This is a genomic window from Kribbella capetownensis, assembly GCF_004331485.1.
Classification (GTDB): domain Bacteria; phylum Actinomycetota; class Actinomycetes; order Propionibacteriales; family Kribbellaceae; genus Kribbella; species Kribbella capetownensis.
The window spans coordinates 109,925-124,826 of sequence record NZ_SJKD01000002.1 but is presented as its reverse complement, the minus strand read 5'-3'; the positions used below and the strand labels follow the sequence as shown (position 1 = coordinate 124,826).

Sequence of the window (14,902 nt, the reverse complement as noted above, 5' to 3'; positions counted from 1 at the left end):
CCGGATTGGCAAAAGGATGAGGTGAAGCAACGGTCGGCGGCCGAGACTGGAGGCATGGTGCAGATTGATTGGGCAGAGCAGGCTGGACGGTTGCGGGCTTCGGCAGAGGGGGAAGCGGGCTGGAACAGGACGGTGGCGACCAGTCTGGTCCGCGAGACCGACCAGGTGGCGGTAGACGTCGGCTGTGGCGGCGGCGGGATGGCCAAGGCACTGGCAGAGGCTCTGACGGCCGGTGCGACCGTGGTGGCGATCGACTCGGACCCCGACGTACTGGAGCAGGCCCGGGAGCACACCGCAGGCGCAGTCAGGTGTGAGCTGGCGTCTATGGATGACGGCGCCGAGCCGTTGCGTAAGGCAATCGATGCACCGGCGGACCTGATCTGGGCTGCCGGCGCAGTGCATCACGCAGCCGACCAGCAGGCGGCGGTCGACGCGCTGGCGTCGCTTCTGGCACCCGGCGGTCGGCTGGCGCTCGCGGAGAGCGGACTGCCGGCCCGCAGCCTGCCGTGGGACCTCGGTGTGGGCGAGCCCGGACTCGAACTGCGGCTCGATCACGCCCAGGACCGCTGGTTCAAGGCGATGCGTGAGTCGCTCCCGGGCACAGTGCCGATGCCGTACGGCTGGACCGACGCGCTGACCCGCGCGGGCTTCACCGACGTCACGACGCGCAGCATCATGACCGAGACGCCGGCTCCATTGTCCGACGAGGAGCGCGACCGCGTCGTCACCCAGTTCCGGCACCGGGTCGAGCGACTCACCCTCGACGCCGAGCCCACACACGGGCATGGCCATGGGCATGGCCACGGTCATGTGAGCCCCGGCGACGGTGAGTGGTTGAATCCGGAGGATCTCGCCAGCTGGGAACGGCTCCTGGACCCGGACGGCGACCAGTACCTCGGCCGTCGTACCGACCTCTTCGTCCTGTCCGTGCGCAGCATCCACCTCGGTCACGCCCCCCGCTGACCGCCCTCCAGGTCCACGCCACGCCGGGAGTTCGAGCATCCGGGCGCCAACGTGTCGGCGGCTCGCCGTAAGGTGGGTGCCCATGAACGACCGGCTGGTGTGGATCGACTGCGAGATGACCGGCCTCGACCTGGCGGCAGACGCCCTGATCGAGGTCGCAGTACTCGTCACCGACTACGAGCTCAACGTGCTCGGTGACGGCATCGACCTGGTGATCGCACCACCACCAGCCGCCCTCGAGCAGATGGGCGACTTCGTCCGCGACATGCACACCGGCTCCGGCCTGCTCGACGAACTCGCCACCGGTATCCCGCTCGCCGACGCCGAACAGCAGGTCCTCGACTTCATCTCCGGCTACGTCAAAGAACCGCGCAAGGCCGCCCTGGCCGGCAACTCCGTCGGCACCGACCGGACCTTCCTCGTCCGCGACATGCCCAAGGTCGAAGCCCACCTGCACTACCGCAACGTCGACGTCAGCTCCATCAAGGAACTCGTCCGCCGCTGGTACCCGCGGGTGTACTACGCCACCCCCGCCAAGACCGGCAACCACCGCGCCCTGGCCGACATCACCGAGAGCATCGAAGAGCTCCGGTACTACCGCCGGACCGTGTTCGTGCCCCAGCCCGGACCCGACTCCGACACCGCCCGGGCCGCCGCCAGCGTCATCAACGACCCCGTCGGAGACTCCCAGCCCGCCTCCTGAACAGGGCCGTCCGGGGCCGATTTCATGTCCCCGGACATCGTCGCTATGATTGCTCAGCCGTCGCACGCGGACGGCAATGGTGGGTGTAGCTCAGCTGGTAGAGCACCTGGTTGTGGTCCAGGTGGTCGCGGGTTCGAGTCCCGTCACTCACCCGACGTCGATGGCGACCCATGCCTGCGGAGAGCGCAGGCGGGTCGCCGTCGGCATTTTGTGCGGCTGCGCTTCGCTTGCCGCGGGGTGGGGGCTTCGCCACCCACACCCCCTTACCTCGGCCGGGGTTGTCGGTCGGGTTTCCGCGGGGGCCGGGGTTGTCGGTCGGGTTTCCGCGGGGGCCGGGGTTGTCGGTCGGGTTTCCGCGGGGCCGGGTTGTCGGTCGGGTTTCCGCGGGGGCCGGGGTTGTCGGTCGGCTATCTGCGCTGGCTGGGGTGGTCGGTCGGGTTTGTGTGGCTGGGGTGGTTTGTCGGCTTTCGGCTGTGGCTGATGTGGTTTGTCTGTTTGTGTCTGGGCTGGTGGGATGGGGCTGTGAAAATCTCGGGGTCGGCGTGGTTTGGGTATGGCGTCGTGCTGGTTGTGACGTTCGTGGTGGGGCTGCTGGCGTTCTGCGTTTGGGTGCTGTCGAAGGTTTTCTGAGTCGGGTGTGATCTGACTGCCCTGTCGGTGCGTCTTGTGGGGTGTAGGCGTCGACGAGAGGCTGGGGATGGCGGGTACCGGAGACTTCGAGGAGTTTGCTCGGGCGGGGATACCTCGGTTGTACCGGACGGCTTGGTTACTGACTGGCGACCGGCATCATGCTGAGGATCTTGTCCAGGACACGCTCGCGAACATGCTGAAGACGTGGGCCCGGATCGACAATCCGGGGGCTTATGCGCGGACTGCGATGGCTCGGACGTTCATTTCGCAGCGGCGGCGACGGAGTTGGTCGGAGCGGCCTACTGCTGAGCTGCCTGAGCAGGTGGCGCGGGTCGGCGATGTCGAGCTCCGGATGGCATTGCGGGAGGCGCTGGGCGAGTTGGCGCCGTTGGATCGGGCTGTGCTGGTGCTGCGGTACTTCGAAGATCGCAGCGTTGAGCAGGTCGCGCTCGATCTCGGAAAGAACGCCAGCGCGATCACTACGCGGACGGCCCGGGCACTGGACCGCCTGCGCGTGGTGCTGGGTGACAACGCCGTACAGCTGATCGCCCACTGAAACCCAGAGGAACATGATGAACAACCTGAACGACACGCTGCCCAGCCTGATGGACCGGGCCACCGAGAACCTCGAGCCGGTCAGCACCGACCTCCTCGACCGGACCGTCCAGCAGGGACTCCGGCTACGCCGCCGGCGTACGACGCTGCTCTCCGTGACCGGAGCGGGCGCCGTACTGGCCACCGCCGGACTCGTCGCGGGCGGGATCCAGTTGCTGGGTACGCCGTCCGAGGCCTCCGTCTCGGGTACGCCGGTCCCGATCGTGACCCCGACTCCGCTCGCCAAGCCGGCCGCGGGCACACCGCAGCAGGCTCTCGCGACCCTCAAGCGCCTGATCGCGGCGCCAGGCCGCACGCTGTCAGAACCGACGGTCCACGGGAGCGCGAAGGGTGGCTTCATCGGGGCGTCGTACCTCGTCGACGACGGCAACGGCGCGTCCCTCGTCGAGGTCATGCTGTCCGCGGACGGCACGGCGAACCCCTGCTTCGGCGGCGGCCCCGGCTGCACCACCAACCCCGACGGCTCGAGCATGTACTCCTCCTCCGACGAGCCGGAGTACTCCGACGCCCGCAACGAGCAGTACGGCGTCTTCCTCAACCGCGTCGAGCTGTCCTACCCCGACGGCCGCTACATCGGTCTCGTGAACTACAACGGGCCGGCCGAGAAGGGGATCAAGCACACCCGCGCGAAGCCGCTGTTCACCGCCGCCCAACTCGCCACCATGGCCCGGAGCAAGACCTGGAAGTTCCCGGCCGCCACCGCCGTCAAGCCCTCGACCACCGACAAGCCGTCGGCCAACCGCAAGGGCAGGTAGCTGACAGGCCCGGCTGCACAGCGGCCGGGCCTGTCAGCGTGGTGTGATGACGACCTCGGCCTCGATCTCGACCGGGATGTCGAAGGGAAGGGCGGCCTGGCCGACCGCCGAGCGCGCGTGCTGCCCCGCCTCCACACCCCACAACTGCAGGATCACGTCCGAGAAGCCGTTGATCACCGCCGGCATCCGATGGAATCCCGGCGCGACGTTCACCATCCCGAAGACCCGTAGCCAGGCAACGATCCGGTCCAGGTCGCCCAACTCCCGGCGCAACGAGGCCAGCATCGACAATGCGGTCAACGCGGCCGCGTCGTACGCCTGCTCTTCCGTCACCTCCGCGCCGACCTTGCCGAGCGGTTCCGGCAGCTTCCCGTCGGAGGTGAGTGGCCCGTGACCGGAGACGTACGCGCGATCGCCGTACACGCGGACCCAGGGGAAGGGCAGCGTAACGCCGGGCAGCTGCATTGGCTCCGGCAATGTGAGTCCCAGCTCGGCCAGTCTCTTCTCGATCTCCATGCGGTTTCCTCAGGACGGTGGTCGAATGATGCGTTGCACGATGGCGCCGGCGGCGCGGGTGTCGACTTCGAGCTTGGTGTAGATGTGCGACAGGTGGGACTTGACCGTGGCCTCACTGACGAACAACTGCCGGGCCAGCTCGCGGTTCGACCGGCCGGTCGCGAGGAGACCGAGGATCTCGACCTCGCGTTCGGTGAGCGTCGGTCCGGAGCGCTTCACCAGCCGGGCCGCGATCGCGGGCGCCAGGATGACCTCGCCGCGGGCAGTGCCACGAATGGCGCGGAACAGATCGTCGGGCGGTGCGTCCTTCAGGAGGTAGCCGGAGATCGCGCTCATGATGTCGGCCTCGGTGTCGTACGTCGTGAGCACCAGGACCTGCGGCGGTTCCGGCAGTGCCCGCAGCCGCGCAGTCACCTCAGCACCGCCAGGGCCGGAGCCCAGATTGAGATCCATCAGTACGACGTCCGGCCGGACCGCGGCGACCAACTGCTCGGCACTGTGCGCGTCGGACGCCTCACCGACCACGGACAGGTCCTCCTGCCCCTCGACGAGTGCCCGCATCCCCGCCCGGACCACCGGATGGTCGTCGACCAGCGCAACCCGGATCATGAGCGCACCAGCGGGACGGACGCTGCGAGCGCCGTACCCTCACCTGGCTCGCTCTCCAGCACCAGAGTCCCGCCCAGCTCGCGCAGGCGGGCGCGGATGCCGGTCAGACCTCGTCCACGATCCGGATCTGTGCTGGCAGTGCGGTCCGGCAGTCCACGGCCGTCGTCGCGGACGTCGAGTACGACGGCGTCCGGCTGATTGGTCAGCGTCACCACGGCTGTGCTCGCAGCTGCATGCTCCAGCACATTAGCCAGTGCACCGCGCGCAGTCCGTAGCAACGCGGTCTCGATCTCGGCGCCAAGCGGCACCGCCGTCCCGTGCACCTGGACGCGGACCTCCACACTCGCGTGCACGGCGAGCCGCTCGCAGGTCTGCCGCAGTGCATCCGGCAGCGCCGGCTCCCCCGGACCGCTCGCCAACTCCGCGGGCGCCAGATCCTGGACCACTCGGCGTACCTCGTCCAACCCGTCGCGCGCAGTCGCCGCCGTCGCCCGCAAGTTCGACGAGCCGGTCGGGCTCCCGCCGTACCAGGTGGTTGCCCTGACCCCGCCGCGCCGATGACCCGCCGTCGCCCGATCGCCGTGGCTGCCGTCATCCTGGTGACGGCGGCCACCGGCTGCACAGCCGCCTCAGCCCCAACTCCGACCGCTCAGCCCACTCCGACCACTCCGAGGACTTCGCTCGTGCCGACCGACGACACTCTCGACACCCAACTCATCGCCGCCGCCCGGGAGAACGACGTCGCCCAGGCCCGCCGTCTGATCACCGCGGGCGCCGACGTCAACGCGGTCGACGACACCGTCCAGAGCGCCTTCCTGATCGCGGCGAGCGAGGGCTACCTCGACCTCCTCGACCTCACCCTCCAGCACGGCGCCGACGTCCGCAGCCTCGACAGCTACCGCGGCACAGCACTGATCCGCGCAGCCGAACGCGGTCACGCCGCCGTGGTCGCCCGCCTGCTCCGCGCCGGCGTAGCCGTCGACCACGTCAACCGCCTCGGCTGGACAGCTCTGCACGAGGCAGTGCTCCTCGGCAAGGGCACCCAGCAGTACGTCGACACCGTCCGCCTGCTCATCGCCGCGGGCGCCGACCGAGACCGCCCGGCCGAGCGTGACGGAACCACCCCAGTACAAGATGCGCAGAAGCTAGGTCAGACCGCCGTGACCGCCGTACTCACGACCGAGCGCCCGGCTTCCGCAGCCTCCGCCCTGCTTGCCGCAGCCACGGCAGGCGACGCGAACAAGACCGCCGCGGCGCTGGCAGCGGGCGCACCGCTGGAGTCCCGTCACGGGAGTCACCGGCAGCGTGGCGATGCTCGAGACTCTGCTCCCGGCGAACCCGGACCTCAAGCTCCGCAACCGCTTCGGCGGCATCTCGGTGATCCCGGCCGGCGAACGCGGCCATGTCGACTACGTCCGCCGCGTCGTACAGACCACGATCGACGTGAACCACGTCAACGACCTCGGCTGGACCGCTTTGCTGGAGGCCGTGATCCTCGGCAAGGGCACCGAGCCGTGGCAGGAGATCGTCCGCATCCTCCTCGCCGCCGGCGCCGACCCGTCGCTGCCCGACGGCGACGGCGTCACGCCACTCCAGCACGCGCGCAGCCGCGGGTACGACGAGATCGCGGCAATCCTGGAAGCCGCGAACTAGCCGCCCGGCGTCAGCCGCTTCACCAGGTACTCAGTCGTGGCTCAAACACCTGGACGGAAGGTCGAACCACCTCAAGTGGTCGAACTCGGAGTTCACCGTGCCCTCATGATGGATGCTCTCCTCCTGGCAGGTGGACAGCAGGTCGCGCGCCTCGGCGAGGTAGACCTGCAGGGCCGACTCCGGCGCCGTGTGGTCGTGGCGCGGGTAGCGCAATGTCCCGTCGGCGTCGTACCCGACCTCGGACAACCGCAGCGGTGGCTCGACCGCGCCGCGATGGTGCCGCCACAACCCGTTGGTGGGGTCGAAGCGGTAGTCACCGAGCAGCCGCCAGCCGTCCCGTGCGACCAGCTTCACCGCCTCGACGACGTAGGTGAAGACGGCCTCCGAGATGAAGTAATTGAAGTTCACCCGGACCCAGCCCGGCTTGATTCCCTCGCAGCCGTGCATGACCTCTTCTTCGAACTCATGCGACTGCACCAGGTCGATTCCGAGCAGGGTGTGGCCGTACGGGCCCGCGCACGAACACCCTCCGCGCGACTGGATGCCGAACAGGTCGTTCAGCAGCGCAACCACGAAGTTGTGGTGCAGGAACCGCCCGGAAGGTGCCTTCACCACAAACGAAACGATCGACAACCGCTCGGCATCCAGATTGCCGAGGATCTGGATCTTCGGCTCGCTCTTCCAGGCCTCGACCGCTCGGCGCAGGTACGAGTCCTCGTGGGCGCGGATCACGTCGATGCCGACCGCCTGCTTCAGCTGGAACGCGAGGCCGGCGCGGATCGACCCGATGATCGCCGGTGTGCCGCCCTCCTCCCGATGCACGGGGTCTTCGATGTAGCGATGCTCCAACTGGTTCACGTACCGCACCGTCCCGCCACCAGGTACATCGGGGACGCGGTTGCGGAGCAGTTCGCGCCGGGCGACCAGTACGCCGGGAGTCCCAGGACCGCCGATCAGCTTGTGCGGACTGAGGAAGATCGCGTCCTTGTACGACAGCGGATCGACCTCGCGGCCGGCGTACATGCCGATCTCCACGTACGGCGCTGCGGCCGCACAGTCCCAGAACGACAGAGCGCCGTACTGATGGAGCAGGGCCGAGACCCGCTGCGTGTTGCTGACGATGCCGGTGACGTTGCTGGCCGCGGAGAACGACCCGATCTTGAGCGGGCGGGCGGCGTACTCGATCAGTCTCTGTTCGAGCTGTGGGATGTCGATGTGGCCGTCGTGGTCCTGGCTGATCACGACCACGTCGGCGATCGACTCACGCCACGGCAGCTCGTTGGAGTGGTGCTCGTACGGCCCGATGAAGACGACCGGCCGCTGGTCCCGCGGGATGTGATCGGTCAGGTGATAGGTGTCGTCCAGCTCGGCCGGGATGCGCAGGCCGAGGATGCCGATCAGCTTGTCGATCGCGCCGGTCGCGCCCGTGCCGCAGAAGATCACCGCGGTCTCGTCGTCACCGCCGACGCTGTTGAGGATGATCCGGCGGGCGTCCTCACGCAGGCGAGTGGTCTGCAGACCGGTGCCGCTGGACTCGGTGTGGGTGTTCGCGTACCGCGGCAGCACCTCCTCGCGGATGAAGTCCTCCAGGAACGTGAGCGCGCGCCCGGAGGCGGTGTAGTCCGCATACGTGACCCGGCGCGGACCGTACGGGCCCGGCATCACCTGGTCGTCCCCGATCACCGACGCCCGGATCCGCCGCAGCAACGGCGTATCCGGAGGCGCCTCGACTCGCTCCCCCTGGATCATCATGGCGTCAGGGTAGAGCCGTCGAGTGACCTACGTCTCGTGTCCGAATCGCGTGCTGTGGATAAGGTCGGTGCCAGTCGACGGCGAGGGAGTTGGGATGACGTTTTCCGGCGAGCTGTGGGACCGCGGTGGCGCTTCCGTGTACGACGAGATCGTCCGTCATCGGTTCATCACCGGGCTGACCGACGGGACGCTGGACCACGACGCGTTCCGTTACTTCATCGTCCAGGACAGTCACTACTTGCGCGCCTACTCACGCGCACTCAGCCTGGTCGCCGGCCGCGCGTTGGATGAGGACGCGGTCAGCATGTTCGCGCTGCACGCCGCCAACGCGATCGCCGTCGAGCGGTCGCTGCACACCTCTCTGCTCGGCTCGCTGGGCATCTCCGCGGCTGATGTCGACGCAGCGGGGTCCGGGCCGACGACAACGGCGTACATGTCTTATCTGACCGCGGTGTGCGCGACGGGGACGTACGCCGAGGCCGTGGCCGCCGTACTGCCCTGCTACTGGATCTACCGCGACGTCGGCCGCGAACTGCTGAAGCGGTCGTCGCCGGACCCGCTGTACCGGCAGTGGATCGAGACCTACGGCTCGGACGAGTTCGACGCTGTTGTCGAGTCGGTGCTGGCTGTGACCGATGGGCTGGACGTCAGTGCCTCCGAGCGGGAACGATGTCATCAGCACTTCGCCACAACCTGCCGCTACGAATGGATGTTCTGGGACGCCGCGTACCACAAGCTCGATTGGCCGGTCGGATGATGGACTTCTACGACGTCGTGATCGTCGGTGGCGGGCACAACGGCCTCGTCGCCGCCACCTACCTGGCGCAGGCCGGCCTGACCACGCTGATCCTCGAGCAGCAGCCGCACACCGGCGGCGCCGCGGTCAGCCAGCAGGTGTTCCCCGGCGTCGACGCCAAGCTGTCGCGGTACTCGTACCTGGTCAGCCTGCTGCCCGACAAGGTCGTCGCCGACCTGGGCCTCGGTCTGGACCTCCGGTCCCGCGCGGTCGCGTCGTACACCCCGGTACGCCGCTCCGGCCGCGACCTCGGTCTCCTCGTCGAGCGACCGGAGGGTCCGGCGACTCGCGCCTCGTTCGCTGCCCTGACCGGGAGCGACTCCGAGTACGACGCCTGGACATCCTTCTACGGCTCAGTGGGCTCACTGGCCGCCGCCATCGCGCCCACTCTGCTTGAGCCGTTGCAGTGGGCGGCCGAGATGCGCTCCCGAGTCGACGCCGCGCTGTGGGACGAGTTGGTCGAGCGGCCGTTCGGTGAGTCCGTGGAGCGGCGGTTCGCGGACGACACCGTACGCGGCGTGGTAGCGACGGACTCGGTGATCGGGACATTCGCCGGGTTGCACGACGAGTCGCTGATCCAGAACCGGTGCTTCCTCTACCACCTGATCGGCAACGGCACTGGCGAGTGGCGGGTGCCGGTCGGCGGCATGGGCGTGGTGACGGACGCTCTGGCCGCTGCTGCTCGGCGGGCTGGTGCGTCGCTGGTGACCAACGCGTCGGTGACGTCCGTCGAGGCAGACGGCGTACGCGGGTCTGTCACCTGGCTAGGCGGGGACGGCGAGCGGTCGGTCGACTGCTCCTACGTGCTGTCGAACGTCGCTCCGGCCACTTTGGATGCGCTGCGTGGTCGTCCTACCGGTGATCGACCGGAGGGATCGCAACTCAAGATCAATCTGCTGCTGTCGCGGCTGCCGGCGTTGAAGTCGGGTGACGATCCGGCGCGGGCGTTCGCCGGGACGTTCCACATCGACGAGGACTACAGCCAGTTGGAGTCCGCCTATCAAACGGCTGCTTCTGGTGCGCTGCCGTCGACGCCGCCGTCCGAGGTGTACTGCCACTCGCTCACCGACCCGTCGATCCTCTCACCGGAACTGGTTGCCTCCGGCCACCACACGCTGACCGTGTTCGGCGTCCACTTCCCGGCCCGATTGTTTGCCTCCGACAACGATGTGGCCCGGGCCGAGGCGGCTCGCCGCGTGCTGGCCGGCCTGGACTCCTACCTGGCCGAGCCGCTCGAGGACTGCATCGCCCGCGATATCGACGGCAACCTGTGCATCGAGGCCAAGACGCCGTACGACATCGAGGAATCCGTCGGCATGCCGGGCGGCCACATCTTCCACGGCGACCTCCAGTGGCCCTGGGCCACCGACGACGCCGACACCGGTCGCTGGGGCACCGAAACCGACGTCGCCAATCTCCTCCTCTGCGGCTCCGGCGCCCGCCGAGGCGGCGCCGTCTCCGGCCTCGGCGGCCACAACGCCGCCATGACCATCCTCACCCGCTAACCGATTTCGCATCTCCCCCGCCGCCCTGCTACGATCCTCATCGTTCCAAAGCACCACAAGCGCCGCTAGCTCAATTGGCAGAGCAGCTGACTCTTAATCAGCGGGTTCGGGGTTCGAGTCCCTGGCGGCGCACAAAAGCCCAGGCCACCACGGTGCCCTGGGCTTCGTGGTGTCCGGAACAAACCACAAACTGACCACTTTGCCGTCCTGAGCCGCCATCGTGTGACTCCGGCTGGTCGACCAGGTCACCTCCCATGCTTTCATCTCATCGTGACTGTGCGTCACATCACATCAGTTCGCGTCGTTGCCGGATCCGCGGATTCGCGCTTTGGCAAGCGTTGAGCGTCCAACCGTCAGACAGGTTGGAGGCTTGATATGTCGAGGCCACCGCTGCCCATCGGAACGTGGGGAAGCATCTCGACTCGCGTCGAGAGGACCGACGCCAGGGGTAGGCCCGGCACCTATCTGGCGAAGGCCAGGTTCCGCGATCACGACGGTCACGTTCGCCCAGTGACCGCCGTCGGCCGCAGCAAGACTGGTGCCGAGACCGCCTTGAAGCAGAAGCTCCAGGACCGCACTAGGACCAACCAGTCCGGCGCCCTCTCGGCGATGCACAAGATCAGCCACCTCCTCGACCTCTGGGAGAAGAGATTCGAAGGCATGGTCGCGGACGGGAAACGCTCGCCCACCTCCCTGGACACCTACCGGCGCGCCCTCAAGAACCACATCCGCCCCGCCTTCGGCGAACTCCGCATCGGCGAAGCCACCAGCCCACGCATCGACACCGTGCTGTCCAAGATCAAGGACACCTCTGGCGCCCCCACCGCCAAGACCTGCCGCGCCATCATCTCCGGCGCCATGAAACTCGCCGTCCGCTACGGCGCCACCTCCGTCAATCCTGTCCGCGAAGTCGACGCCATCGAAGCCAAACCCAGGAACCCACCACGCGCCCTCACCGGCGAGGAGGTCACCCTCCTCCGCAAGAGCCTGGCCACCGATGACCGCGCCGTCCAGGCCGACCTCCCCGACCTCCCCGACCTGGTCACCTTCATGCTCGGCACCGGCGTACGCATCGGCGAAGCCCTCGCCAGTGTTTGGTCGGAGGTCAATCTCGAAGCAATCAAGGCAACCGAAGCTGCGATGGCTGTGAGGGTCTCCCCTCAAACACCAAGCAGACCCTTGGAACCATGATCGCCGACATTGCAAACAAGCCTGCGAAGTGGAAATTCGCCATTGCCGACGGCAAGGCTGGCGGCGTGGCAACGGTCCTACACATGATGCGGATGTTGTGGGACGGTCAGACGTCACGGCACGGCGGCCCGGGCCCGACCCGCGCTGAGACGCCGGAGGAGGCGCGGACTGCGGTTCATCTCGCTGCGTCTCTCGTGCAGTTCGCAGTTAGCGGAGCTTTTGACCTCGCTTGATTATTCGGCGTTTGTAGGCAGAGGGGGTCTCCCCGCAGTGCCTGGCGAAGGATCGAGCGAACGCCCCGACATCGTCGAAACCCACGGCGATCGCGACGTCAAGGATGGAACAGTGCGGCTGGGCCAGCAGGCCCATCGCACGAAGAACACGAGCACGTAGTAGGTAGCTTCGCCATGACATGGACAAGTGGGTGCTGAAGATACGGCGCAGTGTTCGTTCGGAGACCCCGACCGCGCGTGTCACGTCACTGATTGCCACCTGGTCGAGGTGATCACGGGTGTAGTCCGTGGCCGCGATGACAAGCGGGTCGGTCGAGACTGGCAGGTTCAACGGCATCTCGTCGTCCAGCGCTTCCGCAACCAGATACCCGAGGGTCTGGAAGAACGAGTTTGCTTCCACTCCGGACTCGGCACGCGAGATCGGCCATCGCGCCGAGTGGAGCATCATCTCGCGAAGCAGTGTGGACACGGCAATGATTCGAACCCGGTCTCCGGCCCTTGGAACGAGGTTTGGCTCGAAGAGCACCGCGAGGATCTGCGCACCAGCGTTCAACGTCGTCCGATGATGCAGGCCGGCCGGGATCCATGCCGCTTGGTGGGGCGGCAGCAGGTAATGACCGGCTTCCGTCTCGACCTCCACCACCCCACGGCAGGCGTATTCGATCTCGTGCACGTCGTGAAAGTGCCAGCCGGTGATTAGCTGCTCACCACCGTCGTACAGGTGGCTGCCGCCCACCCACCGACCATTTTCCCGCAGCTCGACCAATCCGGTGGTGGCCGCTCGGACCCGATCTTTGGCCGAATCGGCAGAGACGGTCATACCTCCGGCACCATACAGTCTGTTTCGAGCGCAGACCACGCGCAGAACGTGCCCCTCGCCGCGAGTAAGGAATCCGATGCGAACGTTGATCTACTCCATGTCCGTGTCCCTGGACGGTCACATCGCTGGACCGGACGGCGCCATCGACTGGGCCGCGCCTGACGAGGAGCTACTGGGCTTTCACAACGACCAGACTCGAGAGCTCACCGGGCACCTGTGCGGGCGAGGGCTCTACGAGGACATGCTGGGCTGGGAGACGGCCGAACAGACCCACACCGACCCACGGGAACTCGAATTCGCCCGCATCTGGAAGGCCATCCCGAAAGTGGTCTTCTCAACCACCCTGACCACGGTCGAAGGCAACGCCCGCCTGGCACGAAGCGATGTCGCCGACGAGGTGGCCGAGTTGAAGAGTCAACCCGGCGCCGGCATCGTGTCCGTAGGCGGTGCCAGGCTCGCCGCATCCCTTGCCGAAAAGGACCTCATCGATGAGTACCGGCTGTTCGTGAATCCCGTCGTGCTCGGAGGCGGTACGCCGTACTTCCCATCACTGCCGAAGAGGCTCGACCTTGAGCTCATCAACACGCGGACCTTCTCGCAAGTCGTCTACCTCCGGTACCGGCGCAGCTAGTACCCCGCTGCTCACCTCCTAGCCTGGCCGTGATCCGAGCCTGGGCAGAGGGCCTCGCGGGCGCTTCCTGGAAATGGCCATTCAGGGCTGGCAGCGATCAGCACTCGCCGAATGTACGACCGGTATCGGAAGGAGTCAGGCGAGGTCACCGATTTGCTGCGCGAGACCAGCTATGAATGGCCAGGAGCGGACCAACGTGCTGCAGGGTGGTCGATCCACTCTTGACTTCAAGTGTCATTGAGGGGCTAGCGTCGATGAGTCGACTGAGGGAAGGATTCGGTGGGCAGTGCCGACGCGGGATGCAGGGGTCACGCGCCGGCCGCACCGGTTCGGGGTTGCCGCTCCAGCTCGGCGTACAGGCGGCCGCTAGTGGTCCGTGTCGTTAATTAGGTGACGGTTGGTGGTGGGTGAGAATGAGGTATACCGAACCGTCCTGCTGTCGCGCTGGTGCTTCGTGACGGCAGACGGGACAGGTCCGCGTCGTCCTCGATCAGCAGGATCCGCGCCGTCATCCCACTCCCCAGCCCGCGGTCGCGAACAGATTGCCGTCGGCAAGCACTCCCAGGCCGCCGTACCCAGGCAAGGAATTCAGCATCTCAGGCCACTCGTCGTCCGCTGGTCCACGGCGCCAGTGGGTTGTTCGACACGACGACCGGACGCGGCGGCAGCGCTGACGGCACCACCCAGGTCGTCGTCAGGACGCCCGGGCGCGGATGCGATTGTTGCTCTCGAGACAACATCCGGACCTGGAAGCGACCGTCTGGTCCGCACCATCGGATCACGTCGCTCCGGAAACGGTGCGACAGAGTTGGGAAGGTCTCGGCTGGAAGCGGGATAGCACTCATCCACGATCCCGCGACCGAGGGATCCACCGCTTGCTCGCGCGTCCAGCCAGGCGATCGCGAACTGCGCCGGATCAGCCTCCTGGCGGATCGCAAGGTCCTGCATCGCTCCAAGGGACTCGTCCAGCGATCTCGTTCGGAGCCGGTTCCGGATCACCCAGCCGGTGTCCACCCGTTGTAGCTGCAGCGCGGCGCGCACGATGACGCCGGTCAGACCCATCCCACCTACGGTGCTCCAGAAGCCGTCCGCGTCCCTGGCAGGCGACAGTTCGGTGATCGTCCCGTCCGAGCGCAACAACGCCAGCCACAGGACATGCCGGGCGAAACTCCCGGCGCCCGGGTGGTTCTTCCTGTGGACATCGCCAGCGATCGCGCCGCCAACCGAGATGCGCTCCGTGCCCGGTATCACCGGCAGGTTCCAGCCGAGCGGCAGGGTCTGCTCGATGATGTCCTTCAAGAGCACGCCGGCCTCTGCGACGAGGACTCCGCTGCTCTGGTCGAAGGACACGATGCGTGCCTGGGACATCATGTCCAGCACGATGCCGCCGCACGGAAGGGCCGCATCGCCGTAACTCTTCCCCGCACCACGGATCGTGATCCTCGGCTCGGCAAGCACCAAATCCACGAGGGCGGCGTCGTCGGCCGGCCGTCGTACCCGGGAGGGGCGACAGACCGCCCTCCCTCAACC

Annotated in this window: 15 protein-coding genes, 2 tRNA genes and 2 pseudogenes; 13 read left to right on the top strand and 6 right to left on the bottom strand. The window is 67.3% G+C overall.

Annotation, left to right across the window (positions count from 1 at the left end):
* Positions 1–54 precede the first annotated feature (54 nt).
* From E0H75_RS10850 to E0H75_RS10825, 6 genes are all read left to right on the top strand, one after another.
* Positions 55–963: a class I SAM-dependent methyltransferase gene (locus E0H75_RS10850; protein WP_131513370.1), complete on the top strand. Its 909-nt coding sequence runs from the start codon at positions 55–57 to the stop codon at positions 961–963.
* Positions 964–1,045: 82 nt separating this feature from the next.
* Complete coding sequence (orn, locus tag E0H75_RS10845) at positions 1,046–1,666, top strand: oligoribonuclease (RefSeq protein WP_131513368.1); 621 nt, start codon at positions 1,046–1,048, stop codon at positions 1,664–1,666.
* A gap of 79 nt (positions 1,667–1,745) precedes the next feature.
* Positions 1,746–1,818, top strand: a tRNA-His gene (locus E0H75_RS10840).
* Between the two features lie 244 nt (positions 1,819–2,062).
* Complete coding sequence (locus E0H75_RS10835) at positions 2,063–2,296, top strand: hypothetical protein (RefSeq protein WP_131513366.1); 234 nt, start codon at positions 2,063–2,065, stop codon at positions 2,294–2,296.
* A 67-nt stretch (positions 2,297–2,363) separates the two neighbouring features.
* Complete coding sequence (locus tag E0H75_RS10830; protein WP_131513364.1) at positions 2,364–2,852, top strand: SigE family RNA polymerase sigma factor; 489 nt, start codon at positions 2,364–2,366, stop codon at positions 2,850–2,852.
* Between the two features lie 13 nt (positions 2,853–2,865).
* The gene (locus tag E0H75_RS10825) at positions 2,866–3,666 is read left to right on the top strand and encodes a hypothetical protein (protein WP_131513362.1); all 801 of its coding nucleotides are present in this window, start codon (positions 2,866–2,868) and stop codon (positions 3,664–3,666) included.
* A 33-nt stretch (positions 3,667–3,699) separates the two neighbouring features.
* On the opposite strand, the gene E0H75_RS10820 is transcribed toward E0H75_RS10825, so the two are convergent.
* The 3 genes from E0H75_RS10820 to E0H75_RS10810 are packed head-to-tail and all read right to left on the bottom strand — an operon-like array spanning position 3,700 to position 5,237.
* Complete coding sequence (locus E0H75_RS10820; RefSeq protein ID WP_131513360.1) at positions 3,700–4,182, bottom strand: RidA family protein; 483 nt, start codon at positions 4,180–4,182, stop codon at positions 3,700–3,702.
* 9 nt (positions 4,183–4,191) lie between these two features.
* Positions 4,192–4,791: a response regulator gene (locus E0H75_RS10815; RefSeq protein WP_131513358.1), complete on the bottom strand. Its 600-nt coding sequence runs from the start codon at positions 4,789–4,791 to the stop codon at positions 4,192–4,194.
* Positions 4,788–5,237, bottom strand: coding sequence for a sensor histidine kinase (locus E0H75_RS10810; protein ID WP_165553622.1), 450 nt, complete (start codon positions 5,235–5,237; stop codon positions 4,788–4,790). Before E0H75_RS10810 ends, E0H75_RS10815 begins: the two co-directional genes overlap by 4 nt.
* A gap of 111 nt (positions 5,238–5,348) precedes the next feature.
* Between E0H75_RS10810 and E0H75_RS44025 the strand changes: the two are divergent.
* Together E0H75_RS44025 and E0H75_RS44020 are read left to right on the top strand one after the other, a co-directional pair.
* Positions 5,349–5,849: pseudogene (locus tag E0H75_RS44025) on the top strand (ankyrin repeat domain-containing protein); the annotation flags it as partial.
* Between the two features lie 253 nt (positions 5,850–6,102).
* On the top strand, positions 6,103–6,444 hold the full coding sequence (locus E0H75_RS44020) for an ankyrin repeat domain-containing protein (RefSeq protein WP_238162949.1): 342 nt from the start codon (positions 6,103–6,105) through the stop codon (positions 6,442–6,444).
* A 30-nt stretch (positions 6,445–6,474) separates the two neighbouring features.
* Here the strand turns inward: E0H75_RS44020 and E0H75_RS10800 are convergent, their stop codons facing one another.
* Positions 6,475–8,196, bottom strand: coding sequence for an aminotransferase class V-fold PLP-dependent enzyme (locus E0H75_RS10800; protein WP_131513354.1), 1,722 nt, complete (start codon positions 8,194–8,196; stop codon positions 6,475–6,477).
* Positions 8,197–8,290: 94 nt separating this feature from the next.
* Here E0H75_RS10800 and tenA point away from each other — a divergent pair, with 94 nt between their 5' ends.
* From tenA to E0H75_RS10780, 4 genes are all read left to right on the top strand, one after another.
* Entirely contained in the window at positions 8,291–8,953 is a 663-nt protein-coding gene (tenA, locus tag E0H75_RS10795) for a thiaminase II (RefSeq protein ID WP_131513352.1), read from the top strand.
* A complete protein-coding gene (locus tag E0H75_RS10790) occupies positions 8,950–10,497 on the top strand; it encodes a phytoene desaturase family protein (RefSeq protein ID WP_131513350.1) in 1,548 nt (515 codons plus the stop codon). The genes tenA and E0H75_RS10790 overlap by 4 nt, the downstream gene beginning before the upstream one ends.
* Positions 10,498–10,556: 59 nt before the next feature.
* Positions 10,557–10,629 (top strand) — tRNA-Lys (locus E0H75_RS10785).
* A 378-nt stretch (positions 10,630–11,007) separates the two neighbouring features.
* A complete protein-coding gene (locus E0H75_RS10780) occupies positions 11,008–11,688 on the top strand; it encodes a tyrosine-type recombinase/integrase (RefSeq protein WP_165553620.1) in 681 nt (226 codons plus the stop codon).
* Positions 11,689–11,895: 207 nt separating this feature from the next.
* Here E0H75_RS10780 and E0H75_RS10775 read toward each other — a convergent pair whose 3' ends face one another.
* The gene (locus tag E0H75_RS10775) at positions 11,896–12,741 is read right to left on the bottom strand and encodes an AraC family transcriptional regulator (protein ID WP_131513346.1); all 846 of its coding nucleotides are present in this window, start codon (positions 12,739–12,741) and stop codon (positions 11,896–11,898) included.
* 76 nt (positions 12,742–12,817) lie between these two features.
* Between E0H75_RS10775 and E0H75_RS10770 the strand changes: the two genes are divergently transcribed.
* Positions 12,818–13,372, top strand: coding sequence for a dihydrofolate reductase family protein (locus E0H75_RS10770; RefSeq protein ID WP_131513344.1), 555 nt, complete (start codon positions 12,818–12,820; stop codon positions 13,370–13,372).
* A 588-nt stretch (positions 13,373–13,960) separates the two neighbouring features.
* On the opposite strand, the pseudogene E0H75_RS10765 reads toward E0H75_RS10770, so the two are convergent.
* Positions 13,961–14,851 (bottom strand): annotated as a pseudogene (locus E0H75_RS10765) (FAD-binding oxidoreductase); the annotation flags it as partial.
* Between the last annotated feature and the right edge of the window lie 51 nt (positions 14,852–14,902).